Consider the following 22,955-nt stretch of genomic DNA (forward strand, 5'->3'; position numbering starts at 1 on the left):
CCCTCAAACACCCTCGCGAGCCCACCCCATGAGCCGAGCCCGTGCCGAAATAATCGAAGAAACCCGCGCCCGCCTGATCGCCAGCGCCCGCCAAGCCTTCGCCACACAGGGCTATGCCAACACGTCGATGGACGACTTCACCGCGCGCGCCGGCCTGACCCGTGGTGCGTTGTACCATCACTTTGGTGACAAGAAAGGCCTGTTGGCCGCCGTGGTCGCCCAACTCGACAGCGAAATGGACGCGCGACTGCAGCACATCACCGATCAGGCCCAGGACCCGTGGGAAGGTTTTCGCGAACGCTGCCGAACGTATTTGCGCATGGCCCAGGACGACGAAATCCAACGCATCGTTTTGCAGGATGCGCCAGCCGTGCTCGGCGATACCGGGTCGCAGCAACACTGCGTCGCGTCGCTGTGCCAGTTGCTTGAGGGCTTGATGCAGGCCGGTGCCATCGAACAGGGCCCCAGCGTCGCGCTGGCGCAGTTGATCAATGGCAGCCTGGTCAACACCGCGCTGTGGATCGCCCGCGATGAACACCCGGGCGACCGTCTGGAGCAAGGCTTGCAGGGTCTGGAGTTACTGCTGCGCGGCTTGAAGCAATAAGCCCGCGCTACACCAGCCGCTTGATCTGCTTATGCCGCCACACCAGCCGGTAATACGCAGTCTGCAGCGCCAGCATCGCCAGGTAGGTCACCGGAAACGCCATCCACACACCTTGCAGGCCGAAGTGCGCATTGAGCACATACGCCATCGGCAGCTCCACACACAGCACGCAGAAAATCGAGATGGCGACCGGCATCAGCACCACGCCGCTGGCGCGCATGATGCCGCCCACCACCGCCTGAAAGCCGAAGACCAAAACGCTCCAGAGCATAATGTGCAGCAGGTGCTCGGCATTAAGCCGCGCGGCGTCGTCGGTGATGAACAGCCCCAGCAGCCAGTGCGACAACAGGTAGCCGAGCACAATCAATCCACCGGTCAGGCAGGTGTTGATCAACAGGCCGGTGCGCAGGATCGGCCCGATTCGCTCCAGGCGCCCGGCGCCAATCGCCTGGGCACCGAGGATCGAAGCGGTAATGGCAATCGACAGCGCCGGGAACTGCACGTAATTGACGATCTGCGTCACCGCGCCATACGCCGCCGTGGCCTGGGAACCGTGGCTGTTGACCAGCGCAAGAATGACCAATTCGGACAGCGACAACACCACCATCTGCAAGCCGGTCGGCAAGCCGATGCGCAGCACTTTGCCGAGGATCGCCCGGTCCAGGCGCAAGGCAGCCAGCAATTCACGGTCCGGCGCCATCACATGGTTCTTGTGGCGCAGGCGCAGGATCAAAAACAGCATCGCCGAGGCATTACCGACCAGCCCCGCGTACACCGCGCTCTGGATGCCCATGGGCGGCAGGCCGATCCAGCCGCGAATCAGCGCCGGCGTCAGCAACAGGCCGATCAGGGTCGAGACCATCAGCGCCAGCAGCGGCGAGATCGTGTCACTGACGCCGCGCAGCAATTGGGTATAGAGGATGAAGACCAACAGCAGCGGCATGATCAGCATCATCACCTGGGCATAACCCACGGCATCGTCGAGCACATCCATCGGGGTGCCCAGCGCCTGCAGGGCCGGGCGCGCGAACAGGCTGCCGAGCACCGCCGCGATCAGGCCTACCAGCGCGCCAAGGGTCAGCGTCGCACCGGTGATCACCTTCACCATGCCGGTTTCCTGCGCGCCCCAGGCCTGGCCGATCAGCACCGAAGCGCCCGCCCCCAGGCCGATCACCAGGGCAATAAAGAAAAACACGATGGGAAACATCCCCGACACCGCCGCCAGCGCCTGGGTGCCGAGCATTTGCCCGACATAGATGCCGTTGAGGGTGCCGGAAAAGCTTTGCAGAAAATTGGACAGCACCATCGGTGCCAAAAAAATCAGGTAGATCTGCCACAACGGCCGTTGCTGAGTGACTTCCATGGTCGTTCGAGTCCCGGAATTATTGTTAGACGGGGAAAGCATTGCGCGACAGCCAGGCCAGGTACGTCTGCACATCCCTCGGCCAGTGCCCGATCTTGCTCGCAAAGGCCGCCGCATCTTCAGCGAACAATGCCCGCGAGGCGTCTTCAAACCCAGGCAGGTCGCCGCCGATGGCACTCATGAAACGATAGCTGGCTTCCTTGGCCTGGCGCGCCTGATCACGGCCAGCGCTGGCATTTCGCGCTTCATCCACCAACCGGCGCAAGGCCGCCGAGGCGCCGCCGGGTTGTTGGCCCAGCCATTCCCAGTGGCGCGGCAGCAGCGTGACTTCCCGCGCGACCACACCCAGCTTCGGGCGGCCCACCGTTGGGGCTGCGGGAAGCTCTTCGTCGATTGCTGTGTCTGCGGGTTGCTCGGGCACATAACCGCCAGGCCATGGGTAATCGACTTGGGCGCCGGTGGCGTCATCAAAGACCAGGAAGGTGCCGGCTGTCAGGTCCAGCCCTGCCAGGGTTTCGGCCACCGCCGAATAGGCGCCGGCCGCCACGCGCTGGTGACGGAAGAAGGCAGTGCACAGCGGTGTGTGTTGCGTAGACATGGCTTATTACCCGGATGTTATTTGTTTTACCCGGATCATATTAGCCCTAATTGGTGAGCATGCAAGGCTATTGTCGCGAAACGTCCAAGTGTTCACCCCGCACCGTTACTCGCATCCCTTGCACAGCAGGATCGCGCAGCAAGCACTCCGCGATCGCCGGCTCCAGCTCCACCCGTACACGGCGGCCCAGCGCACGCGCGCCAAACCGTGCGTCGTGCTGGCGACACAACCATGCCCGCGCCGACGCATCCATGCTTAATGAGCGCTGGTGCGCCGCCAGACGCTGGTTGAGCTTCTCCAGCTCCACGTCCAGCAGCGCATCAAGCCAGCGCTTGTCGAGGGGTTCGAACATCAGGATACGGTCGATGCGGTTGAGAAACTCCGGCTCGAAATGCCCGTGCAACGCCTCTTCCAACACCGCCGCTTCGCCCCGCACAAATACCCGCAGCAGCCGCCGCCAGCCCTGAGCGAAGCGTTGGCGATGACGACGCGCCTGGTGCGCGCCGATGTTGCTGGTCATGAAAATCAGGCTGTTACGAAAATCCAGGGTGCGCGTGCCACCCGCCAGGGTCAGTTGGCCGTTTTCAAGAATGCCCAGCAGGCTGCACACCACCTCCTGGCTGGCTTTTTCCAGTTCATCGAACAACACGATGCCAGGGCGGCTGTAGCTGCCCTGGATCAATTCGCTGTTGAACAGGCTGATGCCTTCCTTGCTGCCCACGTACCCCGGCGGCGCGCCGGTCAGCGCGGCGGCGTAATGCTCCTGGGCCAGGGTGTGCATGTCGATGCGGCAAAACCCGTCGGCCCGGCCATGCAGCGCCTGGGCCAGCAGGCGCACGATTTCGGTTTTGCCAACGCCGGTCGGGCCCATGAACAGGTTGACGCTCAATGGCCGATCGCGCTCGCCGATGTCGGCCTTGACCACCTTGAGCAGCCGCTCCACCTGCGCCAGCGCCGCCTCCTGGCCAACGATGCGACTGCGCAACAGCGCCATCACCTGCGCCGGTTCAAAGGTAAACCGCATGCCCTACTCCACCCCTTTTTCTTTGCCGCCATGGGGCAGTTGCCCCACCGGGCACTCGGCGACACCCACGGTGCTGCGGGTGATTTTTTCGACATTCTCCTGAGCCTTTTGCGCGTCCAGCACCCAGGTGCGGTAGAACTCGAACGGGCAGTCCGCCACGCCCTTGTCGCCATCGCCCGAGGCATGCATGCCGGTATAGCCACGGTGCAGCAACTTGAACAGGTGGTTCTGCGACTGGTCGTTGGCCCGCGCATCGCGAATCTGCGACACCGACAGTTGCGCGTACTGGATGCCCATCTCTTCCTCGCCGCACTCACCCAGGGTGCGCCCGTCAAAGCCGATGATCGCCGAGTGGCCGAAGTACGAATACACCCCATCGAACCCCGCCGCGTTGGCCACTGCCACATAGCAGTTATTCGCCCAGGCCATGCTCTTGGACATCTGCACCTGCTGCTCTTTGGCCGGGTACATATAACCCTGACAGCGCACGATCAACTCGGCGCCCTTCATCGCGCAGTCGCGCCAGATCTCCGGGTAATTGCCGTCGTCGCAGATAATCAGGCTGATCTTCATGCCCTTGGGCCCATCGCACACATAGGTGCGGTCACCCGGATACCAACCCTCGATGGGGCACCACGGGATGCACTTGCGGTAGCGCTGCACGATTTCGCCGAGGTTATTGATCAGCACCAGCGTGTTGTACGGCGCCTTGTGCGGGTGCTCCTCGTGGCGCTCGCCGGTCAGGGAAAATACGCCCCAGGTGTTGGCCTGGCGGCACGCTGCCGAGAAGATCGCCGTCTCTTCGCCGGGGATGCTCGCGGCCGTGGCCATCATCTCGTCGTGGTCGTACATGATGCCCATGGTGCTGTATTCGGGGAACACCACCAGGTCCATGCCGGGCAAGCCCTGCTTCATGCCGAGGATAATCCCGGCGATTTTCTTCGCGTTGTCGATGACCTCGGCCTTGGAATGCAGGCGCGGCATCTTGTAGTTCACCACCGCGACACCGACGGTGTCTGGGCTGCTGGAAATATCGCCATGACGCATAACATCACTCCTGGTCTAGTGACTGATCATCCACGGCCGTGGCCCGGTCCTGGTCTTGAGGCCCAAGGGGTTGGCCTTGCTCGGCTCGACTTTTTTGCGGGTGCCGCAGCAGCTGCAACCGGCCGGATGTTTGCGGCTTTGCTGGTATTCGCCGACGGTTTGCGGCGCATGGGCGCTGCGCTCGTTGCCGGCGATAGCCTTGCGCTGGTTGGCCGACAGCGTTTGCAGTGCCGGGGCCGAGACCCTGAGCGGGCCGCCCGGCCCTTCGCAGTACGGGCACTGGCTGGGCTCGTTGCGTTGGGCGATGGGCCGCAACATCGTGAACGTGCCGCAGGTGTCACAGGCATATTCGTAAGTCGGCATGGCTACAGGTCCGGGGCAATGGGCAGGTCGACGCTGCCGTCGAGGAACTGGGTGGGGCCGTTGGCATTGGGGTTGATGTCGAACTCGAAGATTTCCGTCGGCAGCCACAAGGTCGCGCAGGCATTCGGAATATCCACCACACCGCTGATATGCCCCTGCACCGGCGCCGAGCCGAGCAAGGCATAGCCCTGGGCCGGCGAGTAGCCAAACTTGGTCAGGTAGTTGATCGCATTCAGGCAGGCCTGGCGGTAGGCGACGTTGACGTCCAGGTAGTGCTGCTGGCCCTGTTCGTCCACCGAGATGCCTTCGAAGATCAGGTAATTCTTGTAGTTCGGTGTGATCGGGCTGGGCTTGAACACCGGGTTCTTGATCCCATACTTGGCCATGCCGCCCTTGATCAGCTCGACCTTCATGTGCACCCAGCCGGCCATTTCGATGGCGCCGCAAAAGGTGATCTCGCCGTCGCCCTGGCTGAAGTGCAGGTCACCCACCGACAACCCGGCACCGTTGACATAGACCGGGAAAAAAATCTTCGAACCGCGCGACAGGTCCTTGATATCGCAGTTACCGCCATGCTCACGCGGCGGCACCGTGCGCGCGCCGGTCGCAGCCGCATCGTCACGGGCCTGGCCCTTGAGCTTGCCCATGTGCGCGGTGGCGGCCAGTGGCGCATTGGCCAGCGGTGGCACGCGGGTCGGGTTGGTGTCGATCAGTTCCTGCTCGCGGCGGTTCCAGTCGGCGAGCATCACCGGGTCGGGCAGGCAGCCGATCAGGCCGGGGTGGATCAGGCCGGCAAAGTTAACCCCCGGAATGTGCCGAGAACGGGTGAACATGCCTTTGAAATCCCAGATGGCTTTTTGTGCGCTGGGGAAATGATCGGTGAGAAAGCCGCCGCCGTTCTGCCGTGAGAAGAAGCCGTTGAAGCCCCACTGCGAATCCGCCTTGGCGCCGATATCGAGCAAGTCCACCACCAACAAATCACCCGGCTCGGCGCCGTGCACACCCACCGGGCCTGACAGGTAATGCACGGTGGACAGGTCCACGTCGCGCACGTCACTGGCGTCATCGTTGTTCTTGATCGCGCCGGCGGTCCAGTCGTAGGTTTCCAGAATGAAGTCATCGCCGGGCTTCACCCAGCACGCCATCGGGATATCCGGGTGCCAGCGGTTATGGATATTTTCGTTTTCAGTGACGGGCTGGTTGAGGTCGACTTTGATCAGCGTTTCGGTCATGGACTGGCTCCTGGGCGGATGGTCTGGTGCGTGGAATCCAGTCTCGGGGAGCCAGGGAAAACCGGAAATACGTTGGATGACGTATGAGATTTTCAAAGCAGACACAAAACAACTGTGGGAGCGGGCTTGCTCGCGAAAGCGGTGTGTCAGTTAACAGATAAGTCGACTGGTACACCGCTTTCGCGAGCAAGCCCGCTCCCACATTAGAACTGTGTTGTTTTAGACGGACAGGTAGCGGCTGATGGTCGCTTCATCCACGCGGTCGCGGGTCTCTTCGATCACGAAGCGGCCCTTCTCGATCACCAGAAAGCGGTCGGCAATCTCCAGGGTGAACGACAGCACCTGTTCGGACACCACGATGGTCAAATCGCGCAGGTTGCGAATCTCTTTGAGCGTGCGCGCAATGTCCTTGATGATCGACGGCTGGATGCCCTCCGTCGGCTCGTCGAGCAACAACACCTTGGGGTTGGTCGCCAGCGCCCGGGCAATCGCCAGTTGCTGTTGCTGCCCGCCGGACAGGTTGCCGCCCTTGCGCGACTGCATGTCATGCAGCACCGGAAACAGCGCATACAAATCCTCCGGCACCTTGCCGCGGGCCGACGCCGGTAACCCGGTCTGGATATTTTCCAGCACCGTCATGCTCGGGAAAATCATGCGGCCCTGGGGCACATAGGCAATCCCGCGCGCCACCCGCTCATGGGTTTCCAGCGCCGACACATCGTGCCCGTCCACACTGACCTGGCCTTGCCACTGCGGCAGAATGCCCATCAGGCTCTTGAACAGCGTGGTCTTGCCCATGCCATTGCGGCCCATCACCGCGACGATCTCGCGCTTGGCCACGTTCAGTTGCAGATCGTGCAGGATCTGGCTCTGCCCGTAACCACAGGACAACTGGTCGATCTTGAACATGCCGGATTCCTCAGTGGCCCAAATACACTTCAATGACTTTCGGGTTGCTTTGCACCGACTCCATGCTGCCCTCGGCCAGCACCTTGCCCTGGTGCAGCACCGTGACTTTATGCGCGATGCTTTTGACGAACTCCATGTCGTGCTCGATCACCAGCACCGAGCGGCCCTGGCTGATGCGGTTGAGCAATTCGGCGGTTTGCGCGCGCTCATTCACGCTCATGCCTGCCACCGGCTCGTCGAGCATCAGCAACTCCGGGTCCTGCATCAGCAGCATGCCGATTTCCAGCCACTGCTTTTGCCCGTGGGACAGCAGGTCGGCCTGCTGTTGCAGCAAATCACCCAGGAAGATTTCCCGCGCCACCTCTTCCACCCGCGCAACCACCTGAGCGCTGCGCTTGAAAAACAGCGCGCCCCACACCTTGCGCCCGGCGGGATAAGACATCTCGAGGTTTTCAAACACCGTGAGGTTTTCGTAGATCGACGGGTTCTGGAACTTGCGCCCCACGCCGGCGCGCACGATGTTGTACTCGCGCATCTTGGTCAGTTCCTGGCCGTCGAACTGGATGCTGCCGCTGGTAGCGCGGGTTTTGCCGCAGATCAGGTCGAGCACCGTGGTCTTGCCGGCGCCATTGGGACCGATCACCACGCGCACTTCATTGCGGTCGATGTACAGGTTGAGGTTGTCGACCGCCTTGAAGCCGTCGAACGACACGGTGAGGCCTTCAATGGCCAACACCGGTTTTTTCATTTCAAAGCCGACGGCGCTCATGGCTGGGTCTCCAGGATGTTGCTTTTAGCCTTGGGTTTAACCGCCGGACTCACCGGGGGCGCCGCCACGGGTTTGCGCCGCAGCAGTCTGGCCAATGCCTGGCGACCGTGGCTGTCCCACAACCCGGCCAGGCCATTGGGGAAATACATGACCACGGCAATAAACAGCCCGCCCATCAGGTACAGCCATAATTCAGGAAAGGACTCGGAAAAGTAGGTCTTGCCGTAGTTCACCAGCAGCGCGCCATACACCGCGCCGAGCAGTGACATGCGCCCGCCCACCGCGGCGAAAATCACCATCTCGATTGACGGCACGATGCCCACGAACGACGGCGACATAAAGCCCACCTGCAAGGCAAACATCGCCCCGCCAATCGCCGAAAACGCGGCGGCTACGCAGAACACAAAGATCTTGAAACTGGCCACGTCGTAGCCGGAAAACCGCACGCGCTCTTCTTTGTCGCGCATCGCCATCAGCAGCCGGCCCAGCTTGGACGCGAGAATAAAACGGCCGATAAAGATGCAGCCGAACAGCAAGCCGGCGTTGATGAAGTACAGGATCATTTTCGCGCTGTCGGTGCGCAGGTCCCAGCCCAGCAGGGTCTTGAGGTCGGTGATGCCGTTGACGCCACCGGTCAGCCCTTGCTGGCCGACGATCAGCACGGTAAGGATCAGCGCAATCGCCTGGGTGACGATGGAGAAATACACATCGCCCACGCGCCGCTTGAACAGCGCCATACCGATGATGAACGCCAGCAGCACCGGCACCGCAATCACCGCTACCAGCGTGAAGCTGAAACTGTGAAACGGCTGCCACAGCCAGGGCAATTCGGTGATCTGGTTCCAGTCCATGAAGTCCGGGATGCCCGGTGTGGATTGGATCTTGGTGCTCTCGGGGTCGGAGGCTTCCAGCTTGAGGAACATCGCCATGCAGTAACCGCCGACGCCGAAGAACACGCCCTGCCCCAGGCTGAGAATGCCGCCATAGCCCCAGCACAGCACCAGGCCCACGGCGACGAACGCGTAGGTCAGGTATTTGCCGACCATGTTCAGGCGGAACGCGTCCAGGGTCAGGGGAAATACCACCAGTACCAGCAACGCCAACAACACGATACCGATCAGGTTTTGCTGGCCGCCCAGCAGCTTGTCTAAAGCCTTCATCTGCTCGCCTCTACTTGCGCACTTTGATGGAGAACAACCCTTGCGGGCGCAGCATCAGGATCAGAATGACCGAGGACAACGTGAGTACCTTGGCCATCGAGCCACTGAGGAAAAACTCCGACAGCGATTGGGTCTGGGCGATCACGAACGCCGAGGCGATGGTGCCGAACAGGCTCTGCGCGCCGCCGAATACCACCACCAGGAAGGTATCGACGATGTACTGCGAACCCGCCGTCGGCCCGGTGGAGCCAATGGTGGTAAACGCCGCGCCCGCGACACCGGCCACGCCGCAGCCGAGGGCGAAGGTCATGCGGTCGACCTTGCGCGTATTGATGCCCACCGCGCGGCTCATCAGGCGGTTCTGCACCGTGGCGCGCACCTGCAGGCCCCAGCGCGAGCGGTACAGCATCAGGAAGATCGCGGCGGTCAGCAGCAGGGTCAGGCCCATCATGAACAGGCCGTTGCGCGGGATCTCGATGGCATCGGTGAAGTTCACCGAGCCCATCAGCCAAGCCGGCGGTTCGGCGCTGACTTCACGTGCCCCGAACACCGAGCGAAAGGTTTGCTGCATCACCAGGGACAACCCCCAGGTGGCGAGCAAGGTGTCCAACGGACGCTTGTACAAACGGCTGATCATCGCCCACTCCACCAGCCAGCCAATGGCACCGGCAACGAGGAATGACAGGGCAATGGCAACGAAGAAGTAATAGGGTTGAAAGCTTGGCGCAAAGTGCGCGGTAAGGCTGGAACACACGTAGGTGGTGTAGGCACCGATGGTCAGGAACTCGCCGTGGGCCATGTTGATCACGCCCATCTGGCCAAAGATGATCGCCAGCCCCAATGCCATCAGCAACAGCACGCAGAACACGGACAAACCGTTGAACCCCTGCATCGCCGCGATGGCTCCAAATTCCGATAGCCATTCCATGATGATGGTCTCCTACAGAGAGATGAAATGCAGGCTTGTGCCGTTTTGCCTTATGTGGGAAGGGGCTTGCCGCGATGAGGGTGGGTCAGCTTATAAAGCTGTGACTGACCCACGGCTATCGGGGGCAAGCCGCCTCCCACAGTTTGAAACTCCGTGTGCCTGGGGGTTATTGGTAACCCTTTGGAAACGGGTTCGGCTCGATCAGATCCGACTCGTAGATCACCTTGAACTGCCCGTTGGGCTGCACTTCGCCGATGCGCGACTTGCTCCACAGGTGATGGTTCTCGTGGATCTTCACGTAGCCTTCCGGCGCGTTTTTCAGCTCGATGCCAGGGCTTGCCGCCACGACTTTATCCACGTCGAAACTGCCGGCTTTCTCCACCGCCGCTTTCCACAACCAAGGGCCGAGGTACGCCGCCTGGGTCACATCGCCGATCACCGCGTCCTTGCCGTACTTGGCCTTGAAGGCTTCGACGAAGGCTTTGTTGTTCGGGTTGTCCAGGCTCTGGAAGTACTTCATCGAGGCGTAGAAACCGGCCATGTTTTCGCCGCCGATGCCGAGCAGCTCGTCTTCGGTGACCGACAAGGTCAGCAGGGTTTGTTTGGACGAATTCACACCCGCCGCATTGAGTTGCTTGTAGAACGCCACGTTGGAGCCGCCGACCACGGCCGCAAACACCACGTCCGGCTTCTTCAGCTTGACCTTGTTGATCAACGAGCCGAACTGAGTGTTGCCCAGCGGGTAGTAGTCTTCGCCAACCACGGTGCCGTGCAGCACGTTTTCAATGTGCTTGCGCGCGATCTTCATTGAGGTGCGTGGCCAGATGTAGTCCGAGCCGACCAGGTAGAAGGTCTTGGCGCCCTTGGTCTTGGCGATCCAGTCGAGGCTGGCGAGGATTTGCTGGGTAGCCTCCTGGCCGGTGTAGATGACGTTTTTCGACTGTTCCAGGCCTTCATAGAAGGTCGGGTAGTAGAGCAAGCCGTTTTCTTTCTCGAAGATCGGCAGCACGGCTTTGCGTGAAGCCGACGTCCAGCAGCCGAACACGGCGGCGACCTTGTCGTTGACCAGCAGCTTCTTGGCTTTTTCGGCAAAGGTCGGCCAGTCGGAGGCGCCGTCTTCCTGGATCACTTTGATCTGGCGTCCCAGGATCCCGCCCGAAGCGTTGATCTGTTCGATGGCCAGGCGCTCAGCCTGGATCGAGCCGGTCTCGGAAATCGCCATGGTGCCGGTGGCCGAGTGCAACTGGCCGACGGTGACTTCGGTAGGGGTCACGGCCAGGCCTTCGTTATCGGCCAGCACGCCCTGGCTGAACAGAGCGGCCGCCAGTAAGGACAAGGCCAACAACGGTGTGGAGCGGATCAATCGTGGTGCCATGGGGCGACTCCTCTGCAATGAGGGGTTCAGCATGGCGGCAGCGAGCCATCGCGGGTATACGCAGCCTGACGTAACGGTGTACGTCATTTGACGTATGCCGTTGCGCACTGTTTCAGGGCAAGTTGTGGCGAGCGGGCTTGCCCCGCGTTGGGCTGCGAAGCGGCCCTGTTAAGAACAGCGCATTTTTCCAGGTAAATTAAATAGTGTTGTCTGGTTTCAGGGCGGCTACGCAGCCCAACGCGGGGCAAGCCCGCTCGCCACAGCAAGCCCGCTCCCGCATTTGGACCTGCGGCACCTGTCAGGGCATGGAAGTTGCTCATTCAATCTCGCCCTTCTGCGGAGTCCTCCACCGTGCACCCCACATCCGGCACCCAGCGCATCGTCAAGATTCGCCGCGACTACAACACCTGGGTCGCCGACGAGACCATGGAAGACTACGCCCTGCGCTACACGCCCAAATCCTTTCGCAAATGGTCGGAACTGCGCATCGCCAACACCGCCCTGGGCGCCGTGTCCTTTTTGGCGCTGGAAGCCATCGGCGGCGTGCTCGCCTTGAGCTACGGCTTCACCAACACGTTCTGGGCGATCCTGGCGATCAGCCTGGTGATTTTCCTCACCGGCCTGCCCATCAGTTATTACGCCGCCCGTTATGGCGTGGACATGGACCTGCTGACCCGCGGCGCCGGCTTTGGCTACATCGGCTCGACCATCACCTCGTTGATTTATGCCAGCTTCACGTTCCTGTTCTTCGCGCTGGAAGCGGCAATCATGGCCTTGGCCCTGGAGCTGTATTTCCACATTCCGCTGGCCATCGCCTATGTGATCTGCTCATTGCTGGTGATTCCGCTGGTGGCCTACGGCGTGACCCTGATCAGCCGCCTGCAATTGTGGACGCAACCGCTCTGGCTGCTGTTGCTGGTGCTGCCCTACGGCTTTGTCTGGTGGAAAAACCCCGACGTCTTCAGCGACTGGACCAGCTTTGTCGGACGCAGTGGCGACGGCGGCGGGTTTAATTTGCTGTCGTTCTGCGCCGCCTGCACCGTGGCGCTGTCGCTGGTCACGCAGATCGGCGAACAGGTCGACTACCTGCGCTTCCTGCCGGAAAAGACCGCCGCCAACCGCAAACGCTGGTGGGCCGCCCTGCTCTGCGCGGGGCCCGGCTGGATCATCCCCGGCGCGTTGAAAATGTTCGCCGGGGCGTTTCTGGCGTTTCTCGCCCTGCAACATGAAATCCCCATGGAGCGCGCCGCCGAGCCCACGCAGATGTACCTCGTTGCATTCCGCTATGTGTTCAGCTCGCCGGAATGGGCGCTCGGCGCGATGGTGCTGTTCGTGTTCATCTCACAGATGAAAATCAACCTGACCAACGCCTACGCCGGCTCCCTGGCCTGGTCGAACTTCTTTGCCCGCGTGACCCACAGCCACCCCGGCCGCGTGGTGTGGCTGGTGTTCAACGTGGCCATCGCGCTGATGTTGATGGAGCTGGGCGTATTTGATGTGATCGACCAGGTGCTGGGGCTCTACGCGAATATCGCGATTGCCTGGATCGGCACGCTGGTGGCCGACCTGGTGATCAACAAGCCGCTGGGCCTGTCGCCCAGACACATCGAGTTCAAGCGCGCGCACCTTTACGACATCAACCCGGTGGGCGTCGGCTCGATGCTGATTGCCTCGTTGCTGTCGATCCTCGCCCACTTCGGCCTGTTCGGTGCCCTGGCCCAGGCCGCGCCGCCCTTTGTCGCGCTGGGCACAGCGCTGATCATGGCGCCACTGTTGGCCTGGCTGACCCAAGGCAAGTACTACATCGCGCGTACCAGCGACGTGACCCTGATTCACCCGGTGGCCCCCGCCACCCATACGGTGTGCGGGCTGTGCAGCAACCCGTTCGAAACCGCCGACATGGCGTTTTGTCCGGCCTACAGCACGCCCATCTGTTCGCTGTGCTGCTCGCTGGATGCGCGTTGCGGTGACCATGCGCGCCTGGTCACGCAGTTCGAAGGCGTATTGCGCTGGCTGCTGCCCACCACCCTGATGCCGCGCCTGCATACGCGGCTGGCGCATTACCTGGGATTGTTATTGGTGCTGGTGCTGCTGCTCGCAGGCGCGCTGGCGTTGATTTACGTGCAGGCCGCCCAAGGGTTGCCGCATTCCGAGACCTTGTATCAGGCGTTCTTCAAGGCTTTCCTGACCCTGTCGGTGCTGGCCGCCGTGCTCGCGTGGTGGGTGGTGCTGACCCGCGAAAGCCGCCGCGTCGCCCAGGAAGAATCCGACCGCCAGACCCTGCTTTTAATGCAGGAAATCGACGCCCACAGCCTCACCGACCAAGCCCTGCAACAAGCCAAAGAGGCCTCCGAAGCCGCGAACGCCGCCAAAAGCCGTTACGTCACCGGACTGTCTCACGAGCTGCGCACGCCGCTGAACAGCATCCTTGGTTTTACCCAGATCCTGCAGCGCGACAACGCCATGCCCGAGCAGCATCAGGACGCGCTGGCGACCATCCTGCGCAGCGGCTCGCACCTGCTGTCGCTGATCGATGGCCTGCTCGACGTGGCCAAGATCGAGGCGGGCAAACTGCGCCTGGAACTCACGGAAATCCCCTTCCCCGAGTTGCTCCACGACCTGGAACAGATGTTCACCCCACAAGCCCAGGACAAGGGCCTGCGCTTTCGCCTGGACTGCGTGGGCAAGATCCCGGCCGTGGTGCGTGGCGATGAAAAGCGCGTGCGTCAGATCCTGATCAACCTGCTCGGCAACGCGGTGAATTTCACCGACAGCGGCGAGGTGCGCCTGCGGGTCAGCTACATGCGCGAAACCGCCAATTTTGAAATCATCGACACCGGCATCGGCATTGACCCTGGGCAAATCGAGCGGATATTCCAGCCGTTCGAGCGCGGCGATCTGATGCGCCAGGACAAGGGCGTGGGCCTGGGGCTGACCATCACGCGCATGCTCACCTCGCTGATGGGCGGCGAGTTGCGCGTCACCAGTGAGCTGGACAAGGGCACGTGTTTCCAGGTGCGGCTGTTCCTCTCCCAGGTGCGCGCGCCGCAGGCGGTGGTGCACGTGGAGCACGACATCATCGGTTATCACGGTGTGCGCCGACGCATCCTGGTGGTGGACGACCATGTGGACCATCGCAAGGTGCTCAGTGGCATGCTCACACCGCTGGGGTTTGAGGTGATCCAGGCCAGCAATGGCCAGGACGCGATCCGCCAGGTGGCGCTGCTGGCGCCGGACCTGATCCTGATGGACCTGTCGATGCCGACCCTGGATGGCTGGGAAACCAGCCGCCTGATCCGCCGCAATGCGCTGTCCAGCGCGCCGATCATCGTGATCTCGGCCAACGCCTTTACCGACGACCGTGAACGCAGCATCGCCGCCGCCTGCAACGACTACCTGGCCAAACCGGTGCGCACCCCGGAACTGCTCGGGCGCCTGCAACAGCACCTGGATCTGCAGTGGTTGCGGCGCACCCGAACGTCCACGCCGCCTGCACCGCCCAGCGTATTGCCCTGCCCCGAAGACCTCGCCGCCCTCGCCGAACTCAGCGCCATCGGCTACGTGCGCGGCTTGCATGAAAAACTCGACACCATCCTGGAACATCGCCCGGACGCCGCGCCTTTTATCACCAAAGTGCGCGGGCTGCTCAAGGGTTTCCGCCTGGATGAACTCAACCGAACCTTAAAGGAGGCCGAAGATGAATGCGCTCACCCGCAGCACTGAACCTGGCGTGGTGCTGATCGTCGATGACACCCCGGACAACCTCGCCATGCTGTCCGACGCCCTTGATGACGCGGGCTACATGGTGCTGGTGGCGCTGGACGGCCTCAGCGCGTTGAACCGCGTGCAACGCCTGCGCCCGGACCTGATTCTGCTGGACGCAATGATGCCGGGGCTGGACGGTTTCGAAACCTGTCGCCGGCTCAAGGCGCAACCGGCCAGTGCGGACATCCCGGTGGTGTTCATGACCGGGCTGACCGACAGCAAGCACGTGGTGCAGGGTTTTGAGGTGGGTGGCAGCGACTACGTGACCAAGCCGATCCAGACGGATGAGGTGTTGGCGCGGGTGGCAGCGCATTTACGCACCTCACGAATCCTGCTCTCGGCGCGTGCCGCCACGCAGCCGAGCGTGCTGACCCTGGAGGACGCCCCGGCGCAACGACTGTTATCCGCGCGGTTTCAACTGACCGAGCGTGAGGTGGAAGTGCTGCGTTGGGTGGCGTGTGGGAAAACCAATCGGGACATCGGCGACATTCTGGGGCTGAGCCCCAGGACGGTAAACAAGCATCTGGAGCATGTGTATGTGAAGCTCGGCGTGGAGACTCGAACAGCCGCGACCTCAGTTGCACTGGCCGCGATCTGAATGTGTGTGGTGCTTGTATGGGTCTCAATACATCAAGTAGAGACTGTGCAGATCTGCATTGCCCTGAAACCTCAGGCTGTACTCGGTCAATGTGGGAGCTGGCTTGCCTGCGATGGCATCGACTGGTTATGCCTGACACACCGAGGTGCCTGCATCGCAGGCAAGCCAGCTCCCACAGAAAAGCAAAGCGGCGCGGTGCTGGCGGCTGAACGCGGTCAACTTGTGGGAGCGGGCTTGCCCGCGAAGGCATCAACTGGTTATGCCTGACACACCGAGGTGCCTGAATCGCAGGCAAGCCAGCTCCCACATTTGGAGCTCAGTGCATCAGATAGAGGTGTGTTGCTGTGTTTTTGATCCGCTTTTGCTTCTACCACTCAGGTCGGCTTTCAGGCCGCCGTGCTCTTGATCTTGCTTTTGATCTGACAGGCCCCGTCAACCACGCTGGCCGAACGCAGGCTTGAATCCGTGGGTAACCCGGCAGGACGCCGGGTTAGCCGCGTTGGGCCATGGATGGCCCGTCGCGGCGGCCCACGGATTCAAGCCGGAGTGAGGGCATGCCGAGCCTAAGCGAGGCACCGAGTGGTGGGGCAAAGACCTTTTGGTTACTTTTGGGGCGTTTGCCAAAAGTGACCCGCTGTAAGAGCGGAACCGCCAGCCGCCGTTACCGCAGCAACGGATATGTACTCAAATCTACCAACAGAAGCGCCCGTCCAAAGACGGCCATAGCGCAACAGCACACAAGCTACCCACCAAAAGCCTGCGAAGGCCGACGCAACGTCGGATCAAACGGATTGATCCTCGGCCCGATCGCCGCCGCCTCACGCTTGAGCAACTCCACCACCATCGGCAACCGGCTCGGCCCCAATCGATCACTGATAGTCGCCACACTCAACGCCGCCACCGCAACCCCCTCCCGATTCAAAATCGGCACCGCCAACCCCGCCATGCCTTCCAGCACTCCGGTGTTGCGCGCGGCATACCCCAGGCTGCGCACATTTTCCACTTCCGACCGCAGCAGCACCTCGTCATACAGGTGAAAATCCTTGAGCCGAGGCAAGTTGTAGCGAATCACCGTCTCACGCTCCTCCTCCGGCAAGAACGCCAGAATCGCCAAACTGCCCTGCCCCACACCCAACGCCACACGCCCGCCAATATCCCCGGTAAAGGTGCGGATCGGGTACGGCCCCTCGCTGCGGTCCAGGCAGATCGCATCAAAACCACTGCGTGCCAGCAAAAACAACGAATCACCCAACGACGCACTCAAGCGCAACATGCTCGGCCGCACCAGGTCGCGCAGGTTGCCGGTCTTGCCCGCGTTCGCCGCCAGCGCGAAGAACTCCAGGCTCAGGCGATAGCGCTTGCTGCGCGCGTCCTGCTCGACCATCCCCTCGTCCATCAAGCTGCGCAACAGGCGGTGGGTGGTGGGCTGCGACAGCCCCACCTGCTGCGCCAGTTGCGTCACGCGTTCGCCGCCTTCGGGCACCTCGCCCAAAGCACGCAACAGCGCGAACACCCGCGACACGCTGCCCGAACCCACTTCTTTGTCGCTGCCATTCCGATCAGTGGAATCCATATCACATAATCTCGGCGTAAATTCTGCTGAATGAATAAATTGGAAAATAATAGTTCGTTGAGTGAAATTCTATCTTACGCCCATCCTAGTCTTCGTCCTAATCTGCGTCCACAGGGGCGAAATGAACAACAAACGGCAGCCGACTCGAGATCGAGCGCCACCGCACCCGCAGCACTCTTTTCGCATCTGCCCAAAACAAAAAAGCGCGTTTCGACGCGACTCAAAAAGGTGGAACGCAGACATGGCTTTTCTCCAACTCAACGCCTTGAGCAAACGCTACGGCGCCGTCGATGCGGTGGTCGCCACTGACCTTGCGGTAGAAAAAGGCGAGTTCGTTTCCCTGCTCGGTCCCTCGGGCTGCGGCAAAACCACCACCCTGCAAATGATCGCCGGCTTCGTCGACGTGAGCGGCGGGCAGATCCTGCTCGATGGCCGCGACATCACCCACGCCAAACCTGCCAGCCGTGGCCTGGGCGTGGTGTTCCAGAGCTACGCGCTGTTCCCGCACATGACCGTGCGCGACAACGTCGCCTTCGGCTTGAAGATGCGCAAAGTGCCGGCCGCCGAAATCGCCAGCCAGGTCAAAACCGTGCTGGAACTGGTGCGCCTGGCGCCGCACGCCGAGCGCTACCCGCGTGAACTCTCCGGCGGCCAGCGCCAGCGTGTAGCGCTGGCCCGCGCGCTGGTGATCGAGCCGCCGGTGCTGCTGCTCGATGAACCGTTGTCCAACCTCGACGCCAACCTGCGCGAAGAGATGCAGTTTGAAATCCGCCGCATCCAGTGCGCGGTGGGCATCACCACTTTGATGGTCACCCACGACCAGGCCGAAGCACTGTCGATCAGCGACCGCGTGGTGGTGATGCAGGCCGGACGCGTCACGCAGATCGACGCACCGTACACGCTCTACGAACACCCGCGCACGCGCTTCATCTCGGACTTCGTCGGCAAGGCCAACCTGCTGCCGGGCGACTACGACGAACTTGGCATCCCACAAGTGCGCCACGCCAGCGGCGACGGCGAGCTGACCCTGAGCCTGCGCCCGGAAAAAATCACCTTGGTGGCCGCAGGCAGCGGGCGCGTGCAAGGCAAGGTGCTCGACAGCTACTTCTTCGGCAGCCAGTGGCTGTACCGCGTCCATACCTCGCTTGGCGACATTACCGTGGTGCGCAGCAACGATGGCAGCGCGCCGCTCGGTTGCGGCGCGGCCGTCGGCCTGGACTGGCACGCCGGCTTGCTGCGCGTGTTGGCGGCAGATGAGGTGCACGCATGAGTCGCGGTTATCTGTTGTCGTTGCCGGCCCTGGCGCTGTTCACCGGGCTGTTGATTTTGCCGCTGATCATGACGCTGGTGCTGTCGTTCAACGTGTTCGACTACCAGGTGGGCGTGAAGGCGGATGAGTGGACCTTCGCCCATTACCTGTCGCTGTTCAGTGATGCGTACTTCTATGAAATCTTCTGGCGCACCTTCTGGATCAGCGCGCTGGTGACCTTGCTGTGCGTCGTGATCGGCGTGCCCGAGGCTTACATTTTGAGCCGCATGGGTACACCGTGGCGCTCGATCTTCCTGATCCTGATCCTCACGCCGCTACTGATTTCGGTGGTGGTGCGCGCCTTCGGCTGGAGCCTGTTGCTCGGCGCCGACGGGCTGGTCAACCAGGTGATCCAGGCCCTCGGCGGGCGTCCGGTAAAGCTGCTGTATACGCCGTTTGCGGTGATCATCGCACTGGTGCACGTGATGCTGCCGTTCATGATCATTCCGGTGTGGACCTCGCTGCAAAAACTCGACCCGTCGGCAGAACAGGCGGCGCTGTCACTCGGCGCCAGCCAGGCCACGGTGATGCGCAAGATCGTGTTGCCGCAGGTCATGCCCGGCGTGCTGTCGGGCACGTTGATTGTGTTCGGGCTGGCGGCCAGCTCGTTTGCGATCCCCGGCCTGCTCGGCGGGCGCCGCCTGAAAATGGTCGCCACGGTGGTGTACGACCAGTACCTCTCGGAACTCAACTGGCCCATGGGCGCGACCATCGCGGTGGTGCTGCTGTTGGTCAACCTGCTGATCATGCTGAGCTGGAACCGCATGGTTGAAAGCCGCTACAAAAAGTCCCTGGGGGTTTAAGCGCATGTCCAGAAACGGTCCTTTGGCCCTCGGCTTTCACGGCCTGGTGGTGCTGTTCATGATGGCGCCGCTGGTGGTGGTGTGCCTGGTGGCCTTCACCCCGGAAAACACCTTGAGCCTGCCCACATCGGGCTTCTCCCTGCGCTGGTTTCGCGCAGTGTTCGAGCGTGCCGACTTTATCCAGGCGTTCTATAACAGCCTGATCCTGGCGTTTACCGCCGCCACCTTGGCCACGCTGATCGCGGTGCCGGCGGCCTTGGCGATCAGCCGTTATCAGTTCCCGGGGCGCAACTTTTTCAGTGCGTTGTTCCTCTCGCCAATCATCATCCCGCACCTGGTGCTGGGCGTGGCGATGCTGCGTTTGTTCGCGCTGATGGGCGTAAATGGCAGCTTCACCTGGCTGATGCTCGCCCACGTGGTGATCATCACCCCGTACGTGCTGCGCCTGGTGCTGGCGGCGGCAATCGGCATTGACCGCAGCGCCGAACAGGCGGCGGAGTCGCTGGGGGCCGGCCGCTTTACGCTGTTTCGCCAGATCACCTTGCCGATGATTCTGCCCGGTGTGGCCGGCGGCTGGTTGTTGGCGTTCATCAACAGTTTCGATGAGGTGACCCTGTCGATCTTCGTCAGCTCGCCGGCCACGCAAACCCTGCCGGTGCGCATGTACGTGTACGCCACCGAGTCCATCGACCCGATGATGGCGGCGGTGTCGGCGCTGGTGATTGCACTGACCGCAGCAACCATGATTCTGCTCGACCGGGTCTACGGCCTGGACCGCGTGCTGGTGGGGAAACATTGATGGCGTTGTTCAAACGATTGGCCGAAACCCAGCGCCCGGCTGTGGCCTTCACCCTGGATGGGCAACCCGCTACGGGCTTGCTCGGCGACACGTTACTGACCGCCGTGCTGACCTGTGCCGAGCACCTGCGCGGCAGCGATTTCAGCGCCGAACGCCGGGCCGGGTTCTGCCTGATGGGCGCCTGCCAGGATTGCTGGGTGCGCCTGGCAGATGGGCGCCGCGTACGCGCCTGTGCGACGTTATTGGAAGAAGGCCAGGCGATCAGCCGTGACCCGGGGCGCCAAGCATGAAGCCAACAGTGATTGTGGGCGCAGGCCCGGCCGGCATCAGTGCGGCGCGCACCCTGCTCGACCACGGCGTCACGCCGTGCCTGGTGGATGAAAGCCTGCGCGGCGGCGGGCAGATTTACCGGCGCCAACCGGCCAACTTTCAGCGCTCGGCCAAGCAGCTTTACGGGTTTGAAGCCAGCAAGGCCGAGGCCGTGCACCGCACCATGGATGAGCTGGCGCCTTTGGTCGACTATCGGCCGGAAACCCTGGTGTGGAACGCCGAGGACCGTCGCCTGGACCTGTTGAATCGCGGCCACGCCGAGAGCATCGAGTACGCGCAGCTCATCGTCGCCACCGGCGCCACCGACCGCATTCTGCCGGTGCCCGGCTGGACCTTGCCCGGCGTCTACAGCCTGGGCGCGGCGCAGATCGCCTTGAAGTATCAAGGCTGCGCCATCGGTGAGCGCGTGGCGTTTTGCGGCAGCGGGCCGTTGCTGTATCTGGTGGCTTATCAATACGCCAAGGCTGGGGCCAAGGTGGTGGCGGTGCTCGACAGCGCGCCGTTCAGCGCGCAATGCCGCGCCTTGCCTGCATTGCTCAGGCAACCGGCGACGCTGGCCAAGGGTGTGTATTACCGCGCCTGGCTCACGGCGCATGGCATTCCCGTACACCAGGGCGCGACGCTCACGCAGATCGACGGCGAACAACGGGTCAACGGTATTCGTTGGGGCGAGCACACGCTGGACTGCGATGCCGTGGCCTTCGCCCATGCCTTGCGCAGCGAGACACAGCTGGCGGATTTGCTCGGCTGCGAGTTTGCCTGGAACAGCTTGAACCGCGCCTGGTTGCCCGCGCGCGACCGCGCCGGGCGCAGCAGTGTGCACGGCGTGTACCTGGCAGGCGATGGCGCCGGGATCATAGGCGCCGACGCGGCGCACATGGCCGGCGAGCGCGCGGCGCTGGCGGTGCTGGAAGACTCAGGCATTGCCGTCGACCCTCGCCGCACGGCCGTCCTGGAACAGCAACTGGCGAGCATCCAGCGCTTTCGCCACGGCCTGGAAACCGCATTCCCCTTCCCCGAACACTGGGCCGCGCAGGCGCCGGATGAACTGATGCTGTGCCGCTGCGAAGAAGTCAGCGTCGGCGAAGTGCGCGCGGTGGTGGATGAAGGCCACTGGGAAATCAATCGGGTCAAGGCGCATTGCCGCGTCGGCATGGGCCGCTGCCAGGGCCGCATGTGCGGGCTGGCAGCCGCGGAAATTGTCGCCGAGCGCAGTGGTCGCGGGATTGAACACGTCGGCCGCCTGCGCGGCCAGGCGCCGATCAAGCCGCTGCCGTTTGGCGTCGAGGTGCAGCCATGATCGACGTGATCGTGTTGGGCGGCGGTATCGTCGGTGCTTCGGCGGCCTTGATGCTGGCGCAAAAAGGTCAGCGCGTGGCGTTGGTAGAGCGCGATTTTTGCGGCTCGCATTCCAGCGGTGTGAACTACGGTGGCGTGCGCCGTCAGGGGCGGCCGTTGCATCAGTTGCCGCTGTCGCAGCGCGCCCATCAGTTGTGGGCCGACTTGCCGGGGCTGATCGGCATCGACGGCGAGTACGTGCGCTCCGGGCATTTGAAGTTGGCGCGCAGTCATGCGGACCTCGACGCGCTGCAGGCCTACGCCGAGCAAACTCGTGGCTTTGGATTGGGTTTGCAGGTGTTGGATCACGCTGAACTGCGCGCGCGGTTCCCTTGGGTCGGCGATATCGCGGTCGGCGCTTCGCTGTGCCCTGAAGACGGGCACGCCAACCCGCGCCTGGTTTCGCCCGCGTTTGCCAGCGCCGCGCAGCGCCAGGGTGCTGAGGTATACGAGCAGGCCGAAGTGATGCGCATCGAACACGCTGGCCAGCAGTTCCAGGTGCACTGTGCCAACGGTCTGCACCTGCAAGCACCGTGGCTGCTCAACTGCGCCGGCGCTTGGGCCGGGGCCGTCGCCGCGCAATTCGGCGAACCGGTGCCGATGACGTCGGCGCACCCGGCGATGCTGGTCACCGAACCGTTGCCGGTGGTGATGAACGTGAGTACCGGCGTTGAAGGCGGCGGCATTTATGCGCGCCAGGTCGCCCGTGGCAATTGCATTCTTGGCGGCGGCCGGGGCTTTGCCCTCGGCCCGCTGACGGCGCGTCCGGGGCAGGCGGCGGTGCTGGAGATTTTGCGCAACGCAGGCGAACTGTACCCGTTTCTCAAAGGTGCCCAGGCGATACGTACCTGGAGCGGCACCGAAGGTTACTTACCCGATCACGAACCGGTGATCGGCCCCAGCAGCACCCAACCTGGCCTGCTCCACGGTTTCGGCTTTGCCGGCGCCGGGTTCCAGCTCGGCCCTGCGGTCGGTGAAGCCCTGGCAGAGATCGTCTGCAGCGGGGCCAGCCGGCAGCCCATCGAAGCGTTTTCCATCCGTCGTTTCCAAGCCTGAGAGGAAAAACAC

Annotated in this window: 21 protein-coding genes; 9 read left to right on the top strand and 12 right to left on the bottom strand. The window is 62.6% G+C overall.

The window, feature by feature from the left end; translation table 11 throughout:
• Positions 1–28: 28 nt before the first annotated feature.
• Complete coding sequence (locus ACP7B3_RS03970; protein WP_262206137.1) at positions 29–604, top strand: TetR/AcrR family transcriptional regulator; 576 nt, start codon at positions 29–31, stop codon at positions 602–604.
• A gap of 7 nt (positions 605–611) precedes the next feature.
• Here ACP7B3_RS03970 and ACP7B3_RS03975 read toward each other — a convergent pair whose 3' ends face one another.
• From ACP7B3_RS03975 to urtA, 11 genes are all read right to left on the bottom strand, one after another.
• Positions 612–1,967, bottom strand: a complete 1,356-nt coding sequence (locus ACP7B3_RS03975) for an MATE family efflux transporter (protein WP_242198400.1) — start codon at positions 1,965–1,967, stop codon at positions 612–614.
• A 25-nt stretch (positions 1,968–1,992) separates the two neighbouring features.
• Positions 1,993–2,565, bottom strand: coding sequence for a DUF2239 family protein (locus ACP7B3_RS03980; protein ID WP_242198402.1), 573 nt, complete (start codon positions 2,563–2,565; stop codon positions 1,993–1,995).
• A gap of 67 nt (positions 2,566–2,632) precedes the next feature.
• Entirely contained in the window at positions 2,633–3,589 is a 957-nt protein-coding gene (locus tag ACP7B3_RS03985; RefSeq protein ID WP_426177993.1) for an AAA family ATPase, read from the bottom strand.
• A gap of 3 nt (positions 3,590–3,592) precedes the next feature.
• A complete protein-coding gene (locus tag ACP7B3_RS03990; RefSeq protein WP_242198407.1) occupies positions 3,593–4,636 on the bottom strand; it encodes an aliphatic amidase in 1,044 nt (347 codons plus the stop codon).
• A 15-nt stretch (positions 4,637–4,651) separates the two neighbouring features.
• Positions 4,652–4,999 (bottom strand): FmdB family zinc ribbon protein, encoded by a 348-nt coding sequence (locus ACP7B3_RS03995; protein WP_145165735.1) that lies wholly within the window; start codon positions 4,997–4,999, stop codon positions 4,652–4,654.
• Between the two features lie 2 nt (positions 5,000–5,001).
• Positions 5,002–6,231, bottom strand: a complete 1,230-nt coding sequence (gene fmdA / locus ACP7B3_RS04000) for a formamidase (RefSeq protein ID WP_145165736.1) — start codon at positions 6,229–6,231, stop codon at positions 5,002–5,004.
• Between the two features lie 219 nt (positions 6,232–6,450).
• A complete protein-coding gene (gene urtE / locus ACP7B3_RS04005) occupies positions 6,451–7,140 on the bottom strand; it encodes an urea ABC transporter ATP-binding subunit UrtE (RefSeq protein WP_145165737.1) in 690 nt (229 codons plus the stop codon).
• Positions 7,141–7,150: 10 nt separating this feature from the next.
• Entirely contained in the window at positions 7,151–7,909 is a 759-nt protein-coding gene (urtD, locus tag ACP7B3_RS04010) for an urea ABC transporter ATP-binding protein UrtD (RefSeq protein ID WP_242198409.1), read from the bottom strand.
• The gene (urtC, locus tag ACP7B3_RS04015; RefSeq protein WP_426177997.1) at positions 7,906–9,069 is read right to left on the bottom strand and encodes an urea ABC transporter permease subunit UrtC; all 1,164 of its coding nucleotides are present in this window, start codon (positions 9,067–9,069) and stop codon (positions 7,906–7,908) included. Before urtC ends, urtD begins: the two co-directional genes overlap by 4 nt.
• A gap of 10 nt (positions 9,070–9,079) precedes the next feature.
• Complete coding sequence (gene urtB, locus ACP7B3_RS04020) at positions 9,080–9,997, bottom strand: urea ABC transporter permease subunit UrtB (RefSeq protein ID WP_177410123.1); 918 nt, start codon at positions 9,995–9,997, stop codon at positions 9,080–9,082.
• Positions 9,998–10,163: 166 nt separating this feature from the next.
• Positions 10,164–11,372, bottom strand: a complete 1,209-nt coding sequence (gene urtA, locus ACP7B3_RS04025; RefSeq protein ID WP_369303273.1) for an urea ABC transporter substrate-binding protein — start codon at positions 11,370–11,372, stop codon at positions 10,164–10,166.
• A gap of 351 nt (positions 11,373–11,723) precedes the next feature.
• On the opposite strand from urtA, the gene ACP7B3_RS04030 reads away from it, so the two are divergent.
• Together ACP7B3_RS04030 and ACP7B3_RS04035 are read left to right on the top strand one after the other, a co-directional pair.
• The gene (locus ACP7B3_RS04030; protein ID WP_426178000.1) at positions 11,724–15,095 is read left to right on the top strand and encodes an ATP-binding protein; all 3,372 of its coding nucleotides are present in this window, start codon (positions 11,724–11,726) and stop codon (positions 15,093–15,095) included.
• Positions 15,070–15,735 (top strand): response regulator, encoded by a 666-nt coding sequence (locus ACP7B3_RS04035; RefSeq protein ID WP_426178002.1) that lies wholly within the window; start codon positions 15,070–15,072, stop codon positions 15,733–15,735. Before ACP7B3_RS04030 ends, ACP7B3_RS04035 begins: the two co-directional genes overlap by 26 nt.
• Positions 15,736–16,477: 742 nt before the next feature.
• On the opposite strand, the gene ACP7B3_RS04040 is transcribed toward ACP7B3_RS04035, so the two are convergent.
• Positions 16,478–17,308: an IclR family transcriptional regulator gene (locus tag ACP7B3_RS04040; protein WP_426178004.1), complete on the bottom strand. Its 831-nt coding sequence runs from the start codon at positions 17,306–17,308 to the stop codon at positions 16,478–16,480.
• A 241-nt stretch (positions 17,309–17,549) separates the two neighbouring features.
• Here ACP7B3_RS04040 and ACP7B3_RS04045 point away from each other — a divergent pair, with 241 nt between their 5' ends.
• The 6 genes from ACP7B3_RS04045 to ACP7B3_RS04070 are packed head-to-tail and all read left to right on the top strand — an operon-like array spanning position 17,550 to position 22,943.
• The gene (locus tag ACP7B3_RS04045; RefSeq protein WP_426178006.1) at positions 17,550–18,578 is read left to right on the top strand and encodes an ABC transporter ATP-binding protein; all 1,029 of its coding nucleotides are present in this window, start codon (positions 17,550–17,552) and stop codon (positions 18,576–18,578) included.
• On the top strand, positions 18,575–19,420 hold the full coding sequence (locus ACP7B3_RS04050) for an ABC transporter permease (protein WP_159957352.1): 846 nt from the start codon (positions 18,575–18,577) through the stop codon (positions 19,418–19,420). The genes ACP7B3_RS04045 and ACP7B3_RS04050 overlap by 4 nt, the downstream gene beginning before the upstream one ends.
• A gap of 4 nt (positions 19,421–19,424) precedes the next feature.
• The gene (locus tag ACP7B3_RS04055) at positions 19,425–20,219 is read left to right on the top strand and encodes an ABC transporter permease (RefSeq protein WP_065932095.1); all 795 of its coding nucleotides are present in this window, start codon (positions 19,425–19,427) and stop codon (positions 20,217–20,219) included.
• Positions 20,219–20,509 (top strand): (2Fe-2S)-binding protein, encoded by a 291-nt coding sequence (locus tag ACP7B3_RS04060; protein ID WP_145166111.1) that lies wholly within the window; start codon positions 20,219–20,221, stop codon positions 20,507–20,509. Before ACP7B3_RS04055 ends, ACP7B3_RS04060 begins: the two co-directional genes overlap by 1 nt.
• Positions 20,506–21,849 carry an FAD-dependent oxidoreductase gene (locus ACP7B3_RS04065; protein ID WP_426178009.1) on the top strand — a complete coding sequence of 448 codons (1,344 nt, stop codon included), beginning with the start codon at positions 20,506–20,508 and terminating at the stop codon, positions 21,847–21,849. Before ACP7B3_RS04060 ends, ACP7B3_RS04065 begins: the two co-directional genes overlap by 4 nt.
• A complete protein-coding gene (locus ACP7B3_RS04070) occupies positions 21,846–22,943 on the top strand; it encodes an NAD(P)/FAD-dependent oxidoreductase (protein ID WP_426178012.1) in 1,098 nt (365 codons plus the stop codon). Before ACP7B3_RS04065 ends, ACP7B3_RS04070 begins: the two co-directional genes overlap by 4 nt.
• The last annotated feature ends 12 nt before the right edge of the window (positions 22,944–22,955 follow it).

The sequence above is a fragment of the Pseudomonas sp. TWRC1-2 genome, assembly GCF_049896685.1.
In the GTDB taxonomy this organism is placed as follows: Bacteria; Pseudomonadota; Gammaproteobacteria; order Pseudomonadales; family Pseudomonadaceae; genus Aquipseudomonas.